This window comes from Micromonospora sp. NPDC023956 (assembly GCF_040639195.1).
Classification (GTDB): Bacteria; Actinomycetota; Actinomycetes; order Mycobacteriales; family Micromonosporaceae; genus Micromonospora.
Genome location: NZ_JBEZZN010000023.1, coordinates 18,685 through 34,034, shown reverse-complemented (window position 1 = coordinate 34,034; position 15,350 = coordinate 18,685). Strand labels below are relative to the sequence as shown.

At 71.6% G+C, this 15,350-nt stretch carries 15 protein-coding genes and 1 tRNA gene; 9 read left to right on the top strand and 7 right to left on the bottom strand.

Annotated elements, in window-relative coordinates; all coding sequences use genetic code 11:
* Window positions 1-9: 9 nt before the first annotated feature.
* The 3 genes from AB0F58_RS28345 to AB0F58_RS28335 all read left to right on the top strand — a co-directional run bounded on the left by AB0F58_RS28345 (window position 10) and on the right by AB0F58_RS28335 (window position 2,108).
* Entirely contained in the window at window positions 10-732 is a 723-nt protein-coding gene (locus AB0F58_RS28345) for a class I SAM-dependent methyltransferase (RefSeq protein WP_357149359.1), read from the top strand.
* 212 nt (window positions 733-944) lie between these two features.
* Entirely contained in the window at window positions 945-1,424 is a 480-nt protein-coding gene (locus AB0F58_RS28340) for a hypothetical protein (protein ID WP_357149357.1), read from the top strand.
* 228 nt (window positions 1,425-1,652) lie between these two features.
* Entirely contained in the window at window positions 1,653-2,108 is a 456-nt protein-coding gene (locus AB0F58_RS28335; RefSeq protein ID WP_357149355.1) for a lamin tail domain-containing protein, read from the top strand.
* 153 nt (window positions 2,109-2,261) lie between these two features.
* Here AB0F58_RS28335 and AB0F58_RS28330 read toward each other — a convergent pair whose 3' ends face one another.
* Window positions 2,262-3,164 (bottom strand): SGNH/GDSL hydrolase family protein, encoded by a 903-nt coding sequence (locus AB0F58_RS28330; protein ID WP_357149353.1) that lies wholly within the window; start codon window positions 3,162-3,164, stop codon window positions 2,262-2,264.
* Between the two features lie 193 nt (window positions 3,165-3,357).
* Here AB0F58_RS28330 and AB0F58_RS28325 point away from each other — a divergent pair, with 193 nt between their 5' ends.
* From AB0F58_RS28325 to AB0F58_RS28310, 4 genes are all read left to right on the top strand, one after another.
* The gene (locus AB0F58_RS28325) at window positions 3,358-4,032 is read left to right on the top strand and encodes a uridylate kinase (protein WP_357149350.1); all 675 of its coding nucleotides are present in this window, start codon (window positions 3,358-3,360) and stop codon (window positions 4,030-4,032) included.
* Between the two features lie 150 nt (window positions 4,033-4,182).
* On the top strand, window positions 4,183-4,902 hold the full coding sequence (locus AB0F58_RS28320) for a class I SAM-dependent methyltransferase (RefSeq protein ID WP_357149347.1): 720 nt from the start codon (window positions 4,183-4,185) through the stop codon (window positions 4,900-4,902).
* Window positions 4,903-4,982: 80 nt separating this feature from the next.
* Window positions 4,983-5,513, top strand: a complete 531-nt coding sequence (locus AB0F58_RS28315; protein WP_357149344.1) for a GNAT family N-acetyltransferase — start codon at window positions 4,983-4,985, stop codon at window positions 5,511-5,513.
* 972 nt (window positions 5,514-6,485) lie between these two features.
* Window positions 6,486-6,890, top strand: a complete 405-nt coding sequence (locus AB0F58_RS28310) for a hypothetical protein (protein WP_357149342.1) — start codon at window positions 6,486-6,488, stop codon at window positions 6,888-6,890.
* Window positions 6,891-7,404: 514 nt separating this feature from the next.
* Here AB0F58_RS28310 and AB0F58_RS28305 read toward each other — a convergent pair.
* From AB0F58_RS28305 to AB0F58_RS28280, 6 genes are all read right to left on the bottom strand, one after another.
* Window positions 7,405-7,478: transfer RNA gene (locus AB0F58_RS28305), tRNA-Ala, on the bottom strand.
* Window positions 7,479-7,861: 383 nt separating this feature from the next.
* Entirely contained in the window at window positions 7,862-8,698 is an 837-nt protein-coding gene (locus AB0F58_RS28300) for a hypothetical protein (RefSeq protein ID WP_357149339.1), read from the bottom strand.
* Window positions 8,699-8,878: 180 nt separating this feature from the next.
* On the bottom strand, window positions 8,879-9,520 hold the full coding sequence (locus AB0F58_RS28295; RefSeq protein ID WP_357149439.1) for a GNAT family protein: 642 nt from the start codon (window positions 9,518-9,520) through the stop codon (window positions 8,879-8,881).
* Window positions 9,521-9,584: 64 nt separating this feature from the next.
* On the bottom strand, window positions 9,585-10,901 hold the full coding sequence (gene glp / locus AB0F58_RS28290) for a gephyrin-like molybdotransferase Glp (protein WP_357149336.1): 1,317 nt from the start codon (window positions 10,899-10,901) through the stop codon (window positions 9,585-9,587).
* The gene (locus AB0F58_RS28285) at window positions 10,898-11,860 is read right to left on the bottom strand and encodes a UTP--glucose-1-phosphate uridylyltransferase (protein WP_357149333.1); all 963 of its coding nucleotides are present in this window, start codon (window positions 11,858-11,860) and stop codon (window positions 10,898-10,900) included. The genes glp and AB0F58_RS28285 overlap by 4 nt, the downstream gene beginning before the upstream one ends.
* A gap of 9 nt (window positions 11,861-11,869) precedes the next feature.
* Window positions 11,870-14,053, bottom strand: coding sequence for a diguanylate cyclase (locus AB0F58_RS28280; protein ID WP_357149331.1), 2,184 nt, complete (start codon window positions 14,051-14,053; stop codon window positions 11,870-11,872).
* An 83-nt stretch (window positions 14,054-14,136) separates the two neighbouring features.
* Between AB0F58_RS28280 and AB0F58_RS28275 the strand changes: the two genes are divergently transcribed.
* Window positions 14,137-14,754: a 5-formyltetrahydrofolate cyclo-ligase gene (locus tag AB0F58_RS28275; RefSeq protein ID WP_357149328.1), complete on the top strand. Its 618-nt coding sequence runs from the start codon at window positions 14,137-14,139 to the stop codon at window positions 14,752-14,754.
* Window positions 14,755-14,826: 72 nt separating this feature from the next.
* A complete protein-coding gene (locus tag AB0F58_RS28270; protein WP_357149325.1) occupies window positions 14,827-15,231 on the top strand; it encodes an FmdB family zinc ribbon protein in 405 nt (134 codons plus the stop codon).
* The last annotated feature ends 119 nt before the right edge of the window (window positions 15,232-15,350 follow it).

The window sequence follows — 15,350 nt, the reverse complement described above, 5'->3', positions numbered from 1 at the left end:
ACTGGGCCGATGACCGATGACCTCGACGCCGCCCGTTACGCCCGGATGCGGTGGAACGCACCTCTCTCGGAGGAACACGCCGCCCTGCTCCTCGACCGGCTCGCCGTTCCGGACGGTGCCCGCCTGCTGGACCTCGGTTGCGGCTGGGGTGAACTGCTCCTCCGGGCGGTCAGCGGCACATCCTCGACGACAGGCGTCGGCGTCGACACGAACGAAGCGGATCTCGCGCGGGGCCGCACCCTCGCCGTCGAACGGTCACTGGACAGCAGGGTGACCTTCGCGCAGCAGGAGGCGTCCGCCTGGCGGGAACCGGCCGACCGGGTGCTCTGCATCGGCGCGTCGCACGCCTTCGGCGGCACGGCTGCGGCCCTCGACGCGCTCACCGAACTCGTGCCGGCGGGCGGACGCCTGCTGTTCGGCGACGGTTTCTGGGAGCGCCCACCCTCGGCCGAGGCCACCGGGATCTTCGGCGACCAGACCATGCCGCTGGCGGACCTCGTCGAGCAGGCCCGGACGCGGGGCTGGCGGGTGCTGCACCTCAGCACCGCCGACCAGCGGGAGTGGGACGACTTCGAGAGCACCTGGCGGGCGGGCCGACAGGAATGGTTGCTGGCGCACGCCGACGATCCCCGGGCGGCCGGGGTCCGCGACGAACTCGACACCCAGTTACGTCAGTACGTAAGCGGCTACCGGGGCGTGCTCGGTTTCGCCTACCTCGTCCTCGGTCGCTGACCTGCCCACGGCCGGTCGCTGACCTGCCCACGGCCGGTCGCTGACCTGCCCACGGTCGGTCGCTGACCTGCCCACGGCCGGAATCCGTGCCCTCGACGGCTCCGGGCACGGCGGTCCGCCGGCCGGTTGCGCACGTGCCACGGCTCCGGGCACGGCGGCCCCCGGTCCGCAAGGGCCGTGGCGCGGAGCCCGACACCCCTAGGATGCCGCACATGCGACATCGGCTCGGGGTGGCGGGACTGCTGGTGGGCGTGGGACTGGCCGCCGGCTGCACGGTGGACGACCATGACGCGCCACGGCCGCCGGAGGAGATGTCCCGGAAGCGGACGCAGGCGATGCTCCGGGAGGTCGCCGCCGACGCCGTACGCAAGCAGTTCGGCGACCTGCCGGCACCGCACCGCGAGTCGGAGCTGCCCTGTGACAGCGCGCGCTGGTTCGACGACGACCGCGCCTACGTCATGCAGGCCGTCTGGGATCTGCCGCTGGCGCCGGAGGACCACGAGCGGACCCTGCGCGCGCTGTACAACGGCGCCGGAGCGGCCGGCAGCCGCTTCACCGAACTCGGCGACGGGCGGTTCTCGGTGTACGGCTACGACCCGGAAAAGTCCATCGGGTACTCCGTGACGAGCGGCGAGACCCCGACCACGGTACGGCTCTGGGCCAGCTCGGCGTGCTTCCTCGACCCGGATTGACGGGCTTGCCGTCGTCTCCTGGTGGTCGATCCCTGCCCCGCCGGTCGGTCCGCTGCCGAGGCCCGGAAGGTCACACCATGTGGCCCGGCCGGTCGTAAACCCGGAATCTCCCCTCGCCCAAGCAGAGGATCAGGTCCTCTGTCGTTACGCTCTGGTCCACCTGACTCCACTGTGGACCGTGCCAGTGGCCAGGTTCCATGAACGTCACACCCAGTCCAGGGGGACAGCTTGACCAGAAGGTTGCTCAGCATGATGTCGGCGCTCGCCATCGCCGCCGGTGGTTCCCTCGCTGCTGCCGGCCCAGCCCAGGCCGCCACCCCGCCCGTGATGATCACGAAGGTCTACTACAACTCGCCGGGCAGCGACACCGGTTCCAACTCGAGCCTGAACGGCGAGTACATCCGGCTGACGAACACGCGCAAGGCGGTCACCAACTTCAAGGGCTACCACGTACGCGACAAGACGGGCTACACCTACTCGTTCACGAGTGACTTCAGGGTCGCCGCCGGCAACAGCATCATCATCTACACCGGCAAGGGCACCAACGCCGGCAGCAAGCGCTACTGGGGCCGCTCCGGGTACGTGTGGAACAACGACGGGGACACCGCCTACCTGCGGAACTCCTCGGGCAGCCTCGTCGACAGTTGCAGCTGGGGCAAGGGCAGCGGCTCCACCAACTGCTGACCATCGCCCGTCCGGTCCGGTCCAGACCCGGCCGGTCGTCGGCACCGGGTGCGGGTCGTCCTGACGAATGGCCGGACGTTCTCCTACTCGTCGCGCTGCGACAGCCACGTGACGGGGGCTTGCGGAACACCTCCACAGGCCCCCGCCCACCGGTTACCGGCGTGCCCCGAGGCCGTGGGCCAGCAGCACGTTGGCCATACCCTGCTCACCCCGGGCGTTGGGGTGGAACGGGGCAGCCGCGTTCAACGGGATCAGCCCCTCGACCCACCGGGTTCCGCTGCTCTTGCAGGTGTCGTAGCCGATCGACGGGGCGTAGACGTCGGCGTAGCTGGCGTTGTTCGCGGCGGCGGTGCTGGCGAGCATCGCGTTCAGCGACTTCTGGACGCCGCGCAGGTACGGCACGTCCTGGTAGGCGATCGGGACCACCGGCCAGCAGCCGTAACCACTGTCGGGCAGGATCGCCGGATAGCCGAGCACGACGACCCGCGCACCCGGGGCGGTACGGCGGATCGCCTGCAACACGGCGGTCACCTTCGGCGCGGTGGCAGCGATCCTGGCCTGCAACTGGTCCGATCCTCCGGCGGTGTACCTGTTCTTGCACGGCGAACCGAGGGGGCTGCTCAGGCTGGCCTCCACGCAGTCGCTGATGATGCCGGAGAAGCCGATGTCGTTACCGCCGATCTGCACGGTCACCAGCGCCGTGTCCGGGGTGACCGCGTTGACCTGCGGCGGTAGTGGAATCCCCAGTGCGCCGCTGCCGCCGTAGAGGATGTCGTCGGTGGTGGCTCCGGAACAGCTCACGTCGGCCAACGACGACGAGCCGACGGAGGCGGCAACCAGGGACGGGTAGTTACGGCTGGACCGCAGACAGTTCAGATCGATCTGCGAGGGGACCAGTGGAGCGGAGGTGTACGAGTCGCCGAGTGCGACGTAGCGGCCGTTCGGCACGGCGGCGCTGACCGGGGCGGTGAAGGCGAACAGCACACCGGCGGTGGCCGCGGCGACGGCGACGAGCCGACTGGTCGCACGAAAGAACGGCAGGCGAGGACGGGTCACGGCATCTCCCAGCGGGGATCGTGGTGGTGCCGTGATTCTGTCCGCGCCGTAGCCGACCGTCAATATTGATGGGCATTACGCATATCCGCAGCGGGTGCCGACCATGCAGGCTGGCAGACCCTGCACACGCGCGGCGGCCGCTACGAACTGGGCCGACTCCCGCACCAGCGCGCGAGACTAGGACGGGTAGGACATGGGCCACGGCACCCGCGACGAGTTGCTCGCCCGCCTGGCTGAGGCAGTCGGGTCCGTCACGGTCGCACATCCGACGCGGGTTGCCATCGACGGGCCGCCAGCCGCAGGCAAGACGACGCTCGCCGACGAACTGGCCGTCACCTTGCGCGCACAGGGCCGCAACGTCATCCGCGCGACGATCGACGGATTCCTCGTCCCCCGGGCGCAGCGCTATCCGCGTGGCGAGTACTCGGCCGAAGGCTGCTACTTCGACGCCCACGACTACGACGCGCTGAACCGGGTTCTGCTCGATCCGCTCGGCCCAGGCGGGGACCGATGCTTCCAACACGCGGTGTACGACCGTACCGCAGATACTGTTCTGTCCCCGCCGGTCACGACTGCCCCCTCCGACGCCGTGTTGGTCTTCGACGGCGTCTTCCTCATGCGGCCGGAACTGATTGATCGGTGGGATCTCCGCATCTTCGTGTCGACCGCGCTCGAAAGGACCGTGGATCGTGCCGTGATCCGAGAGCGCCAGGTGTTGTCCCGGGCCGAGGTCGAGCGGCGTTGGCGCGAGCGATACATCCCCTCTCAACAGCTCTACTTCGCTACGGTCCGTCCGACCGATCACGCCGACATCGTCGTGCACAACGACGAGCCTCAGCAGCCGGTCTGGGAGACCCACCCGCGCTGACCGCGCTCAGCCGACATGAGCGGACGTCCCGCTCTGGATGGCGAACGTGGCAAGGGGCTCCGAAACCCTGGGCCGCCCCTTCATGTTCATGCCCGTCCTCGACGATCGTCACCCACCGCCTGCGGTCGGCCTGACCGATAGTGTCCCCACATGTCCGACGCCAGCATCGAGACGCAGCAGACGTACGACGCCATCTCCACGACGTACGCCCGAGTCAACTCGGCCGTGGACTCCCGGCTCTTGGCGGACATCACCGCGCTGACCACGCGCCTGTCACCAGAAGCACTGGTAGCCGATGTCGGATGTGGACCCGGCCGGGAGATCGCATTGCTCCGGGAGCGGAACCTGCGGGTGATCGGCTTGGACCTGTCACTCGGCCAACTACGAACCGGGGGCCAGCCCGGCGTCGTCCAAGCCGATATGCGGCGACTTCCGCTCCAGTCGGGATCAGTTGACGCGATCTGGTGTCAGGCAGCGCTGTTGCATATTCCTCGTCGAGAGGTACCCGCAGTTCTGCACCAGTTCGCCCGCGCCCTTCGCCGCGGCGGCCAGCTCTACCTGAACGTGACGGAAGGCGACGGTGAGGGCTGGGACATCGCAGCTACGGATCCGAACGCCGACGCTGGTTCACCTTTCGCGAACTGCACCACCAGGGGCCTTCAGGGCATCACTGTGCTCCAACACGGTGAAGACCAGCGCTCGTCAGCTTGGAAGAGGTTCACTAGTTGGCTCTCGTGTCGCGGACCCTGCCCCCGGCGGACACTGCCACAGCGGCGCTCTGCCCTGACCGCGCGACCGGCTACGGCGTCGGCTCCTAAGATCGGCGTCGACCACGGCCACCACCCCTCCCAGGTGCCGGTTTTGACCTGACTGCGGTAGCAGCTGGCGCGGCAAGGTGCGAGGGGAATCGGGTTGAGCCGCACTGCTCGGCGCTGGCTAGATTGGGTCGCATGCGCACCATCGCCAGCGACCGCCTCCTGCTGCGCCCCTGGCGCGACGAGGACGCCGACTTCCTTCTGGATCTGGAGTCGCGCTGGGAGGTCGTGCGGTTCTTGGGCGCGCAGCCCACGATCATGACTAACCGCGAGGACGCCCTCGCCTCGATCGCACGCCGATGCGCGATCGACGACCCGATCAACGGGATCTGGGCCATCACCACAGCGGCGGACGGCCGGCTGGTGGGAAACCTCCTGCTCAAGCCAATTCCCCTGTCGGCCGGAGAGCCGGCTGGCAGGCCAACCGATGTCGAGATCGGCTGGCACCTGCATCCGGACGCCTGGGGGCACGGCTACGCCACCGAAGCAGCGGCGGCGGTCCTGGACGACGCGTTCAGCCGGGGACAGACGAGGGTCATCGCGGTCACGGATCCGGACAACCATGCCTCCCAGGCTGTCTGCCGGCGGCTCGGCATGACGCACATCGGTCGGACGACGAGGTACTACGACACGCCGAACGAACTGTTTGAGAAGCTGGCCAACTGATCGGCAAAAGACCGCACGACCGCCTCTGCCGCCTCTAGCTCGCCGGCCCCTGTCACACATCACTCGGCAGAGATGCGTCGCACGTCAGCTGTCGGATCACAGGCACCGCCTTCCGTGCGGGGTCACGGCGGGTTGACGTCCGGCACCCGGTGCCACTCTGGCCATCGTCGAGCACGCCAGCGTGGTCTTCCTGCCGGGTCGCCGGTCTCGACCTCGGAGTTGCCGAGCGGCCTTCCTGCCGCTGATGCGGATTCACATCCCGCCGGCTCTCCATCGCACCCGCCGCTGTGCCGGTCCCGGAATCGAATCCGCTGAGCGGCCCAGCACGGCCTTTCATGCCGGCCATCATGGTGCGGATTCACAGATCGGAAAAGGCCGTCTCCGACTGGCGGAAACGGCCTTTGAACTGGGTGTAGCCGAGGGGATTGAACCCCTAATTCCGGATGTCGCTGATAGATCAGGGAGGCGCACACCACGGCCACCGCCACGACGGCCACCACCGGCCAACGTCAACGTGGCCGGAACGGCTCAACCCGCTGATCCGGCACGCTCGCCGGTACGCCCTCCCCCAAGGTCATCCGCGCACGATAGATCGACTAGCAGGTGTCTCTGCCCCGCCCCCTGCGGACGCCGCACAGCAGCGCCTTTGACTGACCAGGACCGACTACCGAGTTGTCCCAATCGCGACAGATCAGGTCGGACGCGGAGGTTTGTAGCCAGACTAATGGTTATCCGTGCCAACACTCACCCTGAGAGGTCTTCGTGAAACGACACCTCACCGCTCTCATCACGTCAGTCTTCCTCACTTTCTCCGCCGTCATCGCGGGAGCAGCGCCCGCGAGTGCTGCGGACTGCGGAACCACCTTCAACCCGCCAGCACCCGACGGTGGACCGATGATGCAAACCTACCGCAATTGCGACCCCCATTTCACACCCCACGTCGCACCCTTCTACCGGACACCCTCCAGAACCGTGGTCTACCTGAACAACTGCACCACGGTCGAGGCCCAGAAGGAGATAACATGGCAATTCTCCACCACAATTGCCGGAGCAGAATACGGAACAGCAGCGTGCCACAATGGCCTTCTTATCATCGATAAGCGGATCACCGACAGGGAAGCGTTTATGGGCTGCAAGACCAGCCTTTGGTTCTACGGCCCCCTCATGGAGCAGATGTACCCAAACTGCAAGACCGTGGGCCAGGACGTAGCCGTCGGTTCAACGATCGACGGGCAACTTCTCGCCCCGTCAAACAGCAGAGTTTGGCTTAACCCGGATGAGGCAGCCGTGTGGTTGATCCACTACCAGGTTGAGGCAACGTACGAGACTGTCTTCGTACACGGCACAACTCTTCCCATCGTGAGCCCTCAGCCGTGACGACACTGCGCATCCTGCGGTCGAGACCCTGCTGGTCGGCTCTCGTGTCACGGGCCCTGACCCCGGCGGACACCGCCACAGCGGCGCTTTCGACCTGACCTGGACTGGCTACGGGGTCGGCTCCTGGGGGACCGGCCCGACCCGACCACGGCGGCCACCACCCCCTTCCCAGGTGCGGGTTCTGACCTGACCTGGACTGCGGTAGCGGCTGGCGTGGGCCTCGTCTGCTCGGGGCACGGCGGACACCGCCCCCATGCTTGGGGCTTGCCGGGCGAGCCTTGCAAGGGCATTCTCGGCGCTGCGCCCCGTGGCGGTCGGTTCTTACTCCTGGAGCGCCGTGCGTCGGGGCGTGCCCGGCCGCCGGGCCGCACGCGCGCCCCGGCGCGACACGGCGGCGGGCCGAAGGCCCGCCCTTGACCAAGTAAAGAAAGTCTGAGGCTTCCGGGCTGAGTTGTGCCGGATCTGTGCCAAATGATCAATGACCAGCGTTCCCGCTGGTCATTGATGGTATGGGTGGAGCTGAGGGGATTTGAACCCCTGACCCCCTCGATGCGAACGAGGTGCGCTACCGGTCTGCGCCACAGCCCCTCCACCGGCGAACCGGCTTCGGTCCCACCCGGCATTCACCGGGCGGGCCGGCGACAAGGCTAACAGGTTCCCCACCCCGAGGGCGAATCGCCCCACCCTCCCGGAGGACCGTGGTGGTAAACGGCCCCCGGAGGGGCCGAAAGCCACCATCGTCCGAACCCCGGCCAGCGTCCGCCCGTGCCCCGTCTGTGCGGGCAGCTCCAAAGCTCGCCCTACTCGACTACTAGACCGCCCGCCCCTCGACCGCTCGACCACCCGACCGCCGACACCCGACGCCGGGCGCCGGGCGCCGGGCGCCCGATCACCCAGTGCCCCATCCACCCATTGCCCTGCTACCGACTTCCTCGGGGCTCGTGGCGCCCGACCACCCCGCAGGGCGGCGCTCAGCGGCGGGACTGGTAGGGGCGGCCCCGCAGGCCGCCGGTGCGCCGGTAGGAGACCGAGCCGCCCCCGCTGGCCGCCGCCGGCAGGTCGTCGGGCCGGTCCAGTCCCATGGCGGTACGCCGCACCGCCTCGCGCTGGGCCGCCAGGCGGCGCTGCTGTTCCCGGCGGGCCTCCGCGCGGCGGGCCTGTTCCCGGCGCACCTCGGCCTGCCGGTTGGCCAGCCAGGCCGCCTCCCGGGCCCGCGCCCGCCGCCGACGGCGTTCGGCGACCGCCCGCGCCCGCAGGTGGACGACGTACGCCACGAGCAGGGTGCCGGTCACCGAGACGCTGATCCAGAATCCCGGACCGGCCACGATCACGCCGATCAGCTCGACGACGTTGAGCAGCAGCAGCGCGGCCAGCACCCGGCGGCGGCGGTAGACCACCGGGGGGTGCTGCCGGCGCGGAGTGCGGCGGCGCGGGCGGCCGGGGGCGGGCGGTACGGCGCGCAGCCGCCCGGAGCGGCGCCCGGAGCCCCGGCCCGGCGAGCCGGCGCGGGCCGTACCCGTGGATTCTGCGGCCGGCGGGCCGCCGGTGGTCGCGGGGCGGGCGACCGGGGTCGTTCCGCCGGCACCGTCCGGACCGAGCGTGACCACCAGGGAGCGGGACGGGTTCACCGGACGTCGGCCGGGCACAGTACGGCGTCGCCGACGGCGCTGGAGCACCCGCGCCGTCGACTGCGCCCGCTCCGCCACCAGCCGCTCGGTGGCGTCGTACCGGCGGACGAGCGCCGGGGCGAGAGCCAGCAGGCCGGCGGCGGCGAGGACGGCGAGGAGCACCGAGGTCGGCACCCTCACCCCTCCCGTCACCGAAGTTCGGGCATCCGCGCGTCGGCCGCAGGATTGTCGGCCGGACATCGCCCGTTCCGCCGATCGTGCGGCCACCGCAGCGCTTGCCACAGCTTGCAGTTACTTGAGGTTACGGGCGACCAAGCAGGAAGATTGTGCGCCGCGCCGGATTGCCGACGGTGGGACGCGTCATCCCGCGGCGGCGCGCAGCCGGTGCCAGCGGGCCAGCAGGCCGCCCTCGGCGGCCACCTCCTCGCCGGTCATCGCGTATCCGATGTGGTCGCGCCAGGCGCCGTCGATGTGCATGTACCGCTGGTGGTACGCCTCCTCGCGGAAGCCGAGCTTCTCCACCACCCGCCGGGACGGCTTGTTCTCCGGGCGGATGTTCACCTCGACCCGGTGCAGCCCGCCGGGGCCGAAGGCGTGGTCGACGGCGAGCGCCATCGCGGTGGGGATCACCCCGCGCCCCGCGACCCGACTGTCCACCCAGTAGCCGACGTAGCCGGAGCAGAACGCCCGCCGGACGATGTTGCCGATGTTCAGGTGCCCGACCAGGCGCTCGCGCCCGTTCTCGTGCACGCAGACCGCGAACGGCATCCCCTCGCCGAGCCGGGCCGACCGGCGCTGGTCACGGTGGACGTAGCGGAACGCGGCGGGCGAGTTCATCTCGTCCCAGCGACCGGGCACCGAGGACTCCCAGGGGGTCAGCCACTCCCGGTTCGCCCGGCGCACCTCCGACCAGGCCGCCGCGTCCGAGCGGCGGTACGGCCGCAGCACCACCGGACCGTCGACGAGGACGGCCGGCCAGCCGGGGACGGTGCCGAACAGCATCCTGATCATCGCCCGGTCCACCCTCCGCACCCGACCGCCCGGTTCACCGGTCCAGCATGCACGCTCACCGGCGACGGTCCAGCAGCAGCACGTCCACGGTGGAACCGGCCGCCGCGGAGGTGACCCGCTCGCCGAGCACCATCAGCCCGTTCGCCTCGGCCAGGCCGGAGAGGGTGAACGGGCCGCCCGGCAGGGGCTGGACGGTGTAGCCGCCGCCGCGCCGCTCGGCCACGTGCGCGGGGCGGAACTCGCGCAGGCCGCCGGGGGACGTGATGGTCTCCAGCAGGTGCGCGCGGACGCTCGGCCGGAAGACCGGTTCCGCCCCGGCGAGCAGGTTGATCGCGGGACGGGCCAGCACCTCGAAGCCGATCATCGCGGCACCGGGTTCTCCGGGCAGGCAGACCACCGGCACCTCCTCGGCTCCGACCGTACCGAACCCGAGGGACGTACCGGGGTAGAGGGCCACCTCGGTGAAGGTGACCGGCCCGGCCCGGCCGCCCTCCCGGCGGGTGAGGATCCGGCGGACCATGTCGCCCGGCCCGGTGCCGGTACCGCCGGTGGTGATGATCAGGTCGGCCCGCAGCGTCTGGTCCTCCAGCAGGCCGCGCAGCGCCTCCGGGTCGTCGTCGCAGATCCCCACCCGGTACGCCAGCGCGCCCACCTCGGCGGCGGCGGCGGTCAACGCGTGCGAGTTGGCGTCCACCACCTGGCCGGGCTGGCTGCCCCGCCCCACGTCGACGAGTTCGTCGCCGGTGGCCACGATGACCACCCGGGGGCTGGGGCGGACCACCACGTGCCCGAGACCGGTGGCGGCGAAGACCGCGACCAGGGCCGGGGAGACGTACGTGCCGGCGCGGGCGAGCAGTGTGCCGGCGGGCAGTTCCTCGCCGGCCCGGCGGGCCCCGTACCCGCGCTTGGGGACGCGGAAGATCTCCACCGCGGCCATTCCCTGATCGGTCCACTCCACCGGCACCACCACGTCCGCGCCGGCCGGCAGCGGCGCGCCGGCCGCCACGGAGAAGCACGAACCGGGGGTGAGCCGGACCGGCCGCCAACTGGCCGCGCCGAGGTCACCGACCACGTTCAGCCGGACGGTACGGCCGCCCGGCGACCCGGCGCGCCCCGGGGCGTATCCGACGCCCCGGCCCGCACCGGATCCGATGTCCTCCCAGCGTGCCGCGTACCCGTCCACCGCGGCCTGGTCGAAGGCCGGGTACGAGTGCGGCGCGACGACGTCCTCGGCGAGGACGTTGCCGTACGCCTGGGTGAGGTCGAGGTCGAGCGGAGGCAGCGCGCGTAACCTGCGCAGCACGCTGCCCAGGTAGTCGGCGAGCGGCGTCAACTCGTTCGCGGCCGCCTCGGCGTCGGCCGTCGCGGTCATGTACTAGGACCGCCCGACGCGTCGGAGGCGACGAACTCCCCCAGCCACTTGCGGAACTCGGCGCCCAGGTCCTCCCGTTCGACGGCGATCTGCACCACCGTCTGGAGGTAGCCCAGGGGCATGCCGGTGTCGTAGCGGGTGCCCCGGTAGACGATGGCGTGCACCGGTGTGCCCTCGCTGCGTAGCAGTTCCATCGCGTCGGTGAGCTGGATCTCCCCGCCGCTGCCCGGCCCGGTCCGGCGGATCGCGTCGAAGATCGTGCCGGGCAGGACGTACCGGCCGAGGACGGCCAGGTTGCTCGGGGCCTCCTCCGGCTTCGGCTTCTCCACCATGCCGGTGACCCGGACGACCTCGCCGACGTCCATCAGCTCCGGCTCGGCCGGCTCGACCGAGGCGATGCCGTACCGCTTGGTCTCGGCCGGGTCGACCTCGAAGAAGGCGAGCACGATGCCACCGGTGCGGGCCTGGAGTTCCAGCATGGCCGGCAGCAGCGGCTCGGACGGCTTGACGAACTCGTCGCCGAGGAGCACCGCGAAGGGCTGGTCGCCCACGTGGGACTCGGCGTACCCGACGGCGTGGCCGAGGCCGAGCTGCTCGGGCTGCCGGCAGGTGTAGATCTCGGCCAGCTCGCTCGGCCGGCGGACGGCGGCCAGCCGCTCGGCGTCGCCCTTCTCCTCCAGCCGGGTCTCCAGGTCGGGCCGGCGGTCGAAGTGGTCGACCATCGAGGTCTTGCCCCGACCGGTGATCAGCAGGACGTCGCCGATCCCGGCCTGGGTGGCCTCCTCGACGATGTACTGCAACACCGGCCGGTCGACCACCGGCAGCAGCTCCTTGGGCACCGCCTTGGTCGCAGGCAGGAAGCGGGTGGCCAGACCGGCGGCGGGGATGACGGCCTTGACCGCCCGGGGGCGGCCGGTCGAGGTGGGCGCCGTTGAAGGATTCGCTGGTTGCTCCGACATGTCGCGAGACTATCGGCCACGGCTCTGCCGCGGCGGGTGTGGCCCGGAAGACGCGCCGCCGTCGACGGCGTGACGCGCGCCTCCACCGGCACCCGCGCGGGGCATCCCGTCCTCCGGCGGGACGGCCACCGCCCGGATGGTGATCTCCTCGGCCGTGGCCCGCACCGGCACCGCCGCCACCCGGTACGTGTCCCGGCCGGCCGCCTTCGCCGCGTACAGGGCCTCGTCGGCGGCGTCGAGCACCTGCTGCGCGGTGCTGCCGTGGTCGGGGTAGACGGCGATACCCACCGACACGGTCACCGCGATCCGCACCGGCGCGGCGCCCGGTACGCCCGAGTGCGACTCGGTCTCCACCGGAACGTCCCGGACCACCGTGCCGAGCCGCTCCGCCACGATCGCCGCGCCACGCGCGTCGGTCTCCGGCAGCAGCAGCACGAACTCCTCGCCGCCCTGCCGGAAGGCCAGGTCCACCTCGCGGATCTCGCCGCGCACCCGGCGGGCGAACTCGACCAGGACGGCGTCGCCGACGGCGTGCCCGTAGGTGTCGTTGACCTTCTTGAACAGGTCCAGGTCCAGGGCGAGGACGCTGAGCATCCGGCCGAAGCGGCTGGCCCGTTCCACCTCCCGGCGGATCGAGTCGCGCAGGTAGCGGTAGTTCCAGAGCCCGGTGAGCGGGTCGGTCAGCGAGAGGCGCTGCGCCTCCTCGTGCACCCGGACGTTCTCCACCGCCACCGCCGCGTGCCCGGCGAAGGTGCGCAGGGTCACCAGGTCGTCGTCGTCGAACCCCTCCGCGCCGAGCCGGTCGTAGAGGACCAGCACACCGAGCGTGCCGGGAGCGGCCTCGCCGGTGACGGCGGCCCGTCCGGGGACGTCGGCCGTCGCGCCGGGCGCGGCGAAGGGCACCGCCACGTACGTCCGGTCACCCGGCCCGCCGGGCGGCCCGTCGTCCGGTTCGACCCGACCCCGTCGGGGCTCGCCGGTGGCCGCCACCGCCCCCACGACGCCGCTGCCCACCGGCACCCGCAACGCGGCCGGCTCCGGGGTGTCGTCGCCGTCCGGGCCGGTCGCGCACCGTCCGACCAGGACGCCGTCCTCCTCCTCCACCAGCAGCACCGCGCCGGAGCGCGCGCCGGTCGCCGCGATCGCGCTGTGCAGGATCACCCGGAGGATGCGGTCCAGGTCGTGCGTGCTGGCGAGGGTGTCGCCGAGCACCGCGAGGTGCCCCCGCATCTGGTCCCGGCTGCGGGTCAGGGCGGCCACGTAGGACTGGGTCTCCCGGGTCATCCGGTTGAACGTGCCGGCCAGCCGGCCGATCTCGTCGGAGCTGCGCACCGGCACCCGGACGGTCAGGTCCCCCCGGGCGACCCGGTCGACGGCGTGCGCCAGCTCGGCCAGCGGCCGGGTGGTCAGCCGGGCCAGCCGCGCGGCGGCGAGCACGGCGAGGAGCCCGGCGAGGAGCACCGCGGCGACCAGGGCGGCGTGCAGGCCCGGTGACTGGTCGCTGGGGACGGAGAGGAGCAGGGGCAGCGGTTGCCCGGGAGCCGGTCCGGCGCGCCGGACGTACCGGCCGTCCCCGGTGTCGGTGACCCGGTCGTCGCCGACCGGGGCGGCGGCGGCCAGCAGTTCCTCGCGTGCCCCGGTCGCCTCGGTGGTCTGCGCGATGCCGGCGTCGCCGGCGAGGAGGGTGACCTCGACCCCGGTGACCGCGGCGAGCCGCGCCACGAATCCGGGGTCGACGAGCTGGGCGGCGGCGACCCGGCCCAGCATGGCTCCGGCGCGGTCGCGCAGCTCCACCTCGGCGGTGAGTGCCCGGACCGCACCGTCGATCCGGCGGGTGCCGGCGCAGTCCAGCCAGGGACGCTCCGGCGCGCCGGGCGTGGTGTAGGCGGTGCCCCCGGCCACGTCGGTCACCAGCACGGCGGCGGCGAGTCCCCGGCTGACCACCTGGGTGGCGGCACCGACCCGACCGACCGGGTCCGCGCCGCTGAGCGCGACCGCGTCGGCGGCGGCCCGCAACTGCTGGCAGAGCGCGTCGACGGAGGTCCGCACGGCCCCGACGGCCAGCCCGAGCCGTTCGGTGGAGCGCCGCTGGTCGACCGTGGCCAGGGTGGTGCCGACGAAGAACGCCCCGAGCAGGACCGGACCGAGCACCACCGTGAGGAAGGCTCCGGTCAACCGCCCGCGTAGCGTCACTCTTCCCCCCGGAAGTCCTACGCCCGATGCTGCGATGCTGACACAGTGGCACCGCCAGATGAGCGTTGCGTCAGGAGTGTTGCGTGACGGATTTTTCTGATGGAGCGGAAGTGGCCACCGGGACGAAGTCCCGGACCCGCGCCGACCTGCTCGCCCGCCGCCGGACCCTGGGCGTCGCCGAGCGCGCCCGCGCCGCCACCGCCGTCGGGGGCACGCTGGTCGATCTGGTACGCCGGCTGCGTCCGCGCCGGGCGACCGGGTACGTGCCGGTGGGCTCCGAGCCGGGCGGCGACCTGCCGGAGGTGCTGCGCGCGGCGCTTCCGCCCGGCGCGGAACTGCTGCTGCCGGTGCTCCGGGACGACCTGGACCTGGACTGGGCCGGGTACTCCGGTCCGGAGGCCCTGGTAGCGGCGGGCCGGGGGATGCGGGAGCCGGCCGGTCCCCGGCTGGGGCGGGCGGCGGTGGCCGGGGCGGAGCTGGTGGTCGTACCGGCGCTGGCGGTGGACCGGCGGGGGATCCGGCTCGGCCGGGGTGGCGGCTCGTACGACCGGGCGCTGGCCCGGGTGCCCGCCGGGGCGTGGACGGTCGCCCTGCTGCACGACGGTGAGTTCGTGGACCGGCTGCCCGCCGAACCGCACGACCGGCCGGTCCGGGCGGTGATCACGCCGGCCGGCGGACTGCGGGAGTTGACCACGGCTTGACCACACCGGCTGGACGAACCAGGGTGCGATGACGCACCATTGGCACTCGAACAGGTCGAGTGCCAAGAGGCCGTGCCAGATCCGGAGGAGAACGTGCCCACGTACCAGTACGCCTGCACCGCGTGTGGCCACCAGCTCGAGGCGGTGCAGTCCTTCTCTGACGAGCCGCTCACCGAGTGCCCGGCGTGTACGGGTCGGCTGCGCAAGCTGTTCAACTCGGTCGGCATCGTCTTCAAGGGCTCCGGCTTCTACCGCACCGACTCGCGCTCCTCGGGTGCGGACTCGCTGACCGGCGGCAAGTCGGGCAAGTCCGACTCGTCGTCGAACGGGTCGTCCGGTGGTGACTCCGGCTCGTCGTCCTCGTCGTCCTCGTCGGCGGCCGGCGGCAGCGGTTCCGGCGGCTCGTCGGGCACCTCCTCGGGCGGCTCCTCGGCGGCCAAGGCGCCCGCCGCCAGTTCCTCCTCGTCCTCCTCCTGACCGCACCGGCGGCGGCTCTGCCCTAGCAGATCCACTCCGCCACCGGGGCGTCGTCCACAGGCACGCGGGTCGTCCACAGGCGGCCCGCGTCGCCGTGTTCCACCGCCTAGCCTGCTGAC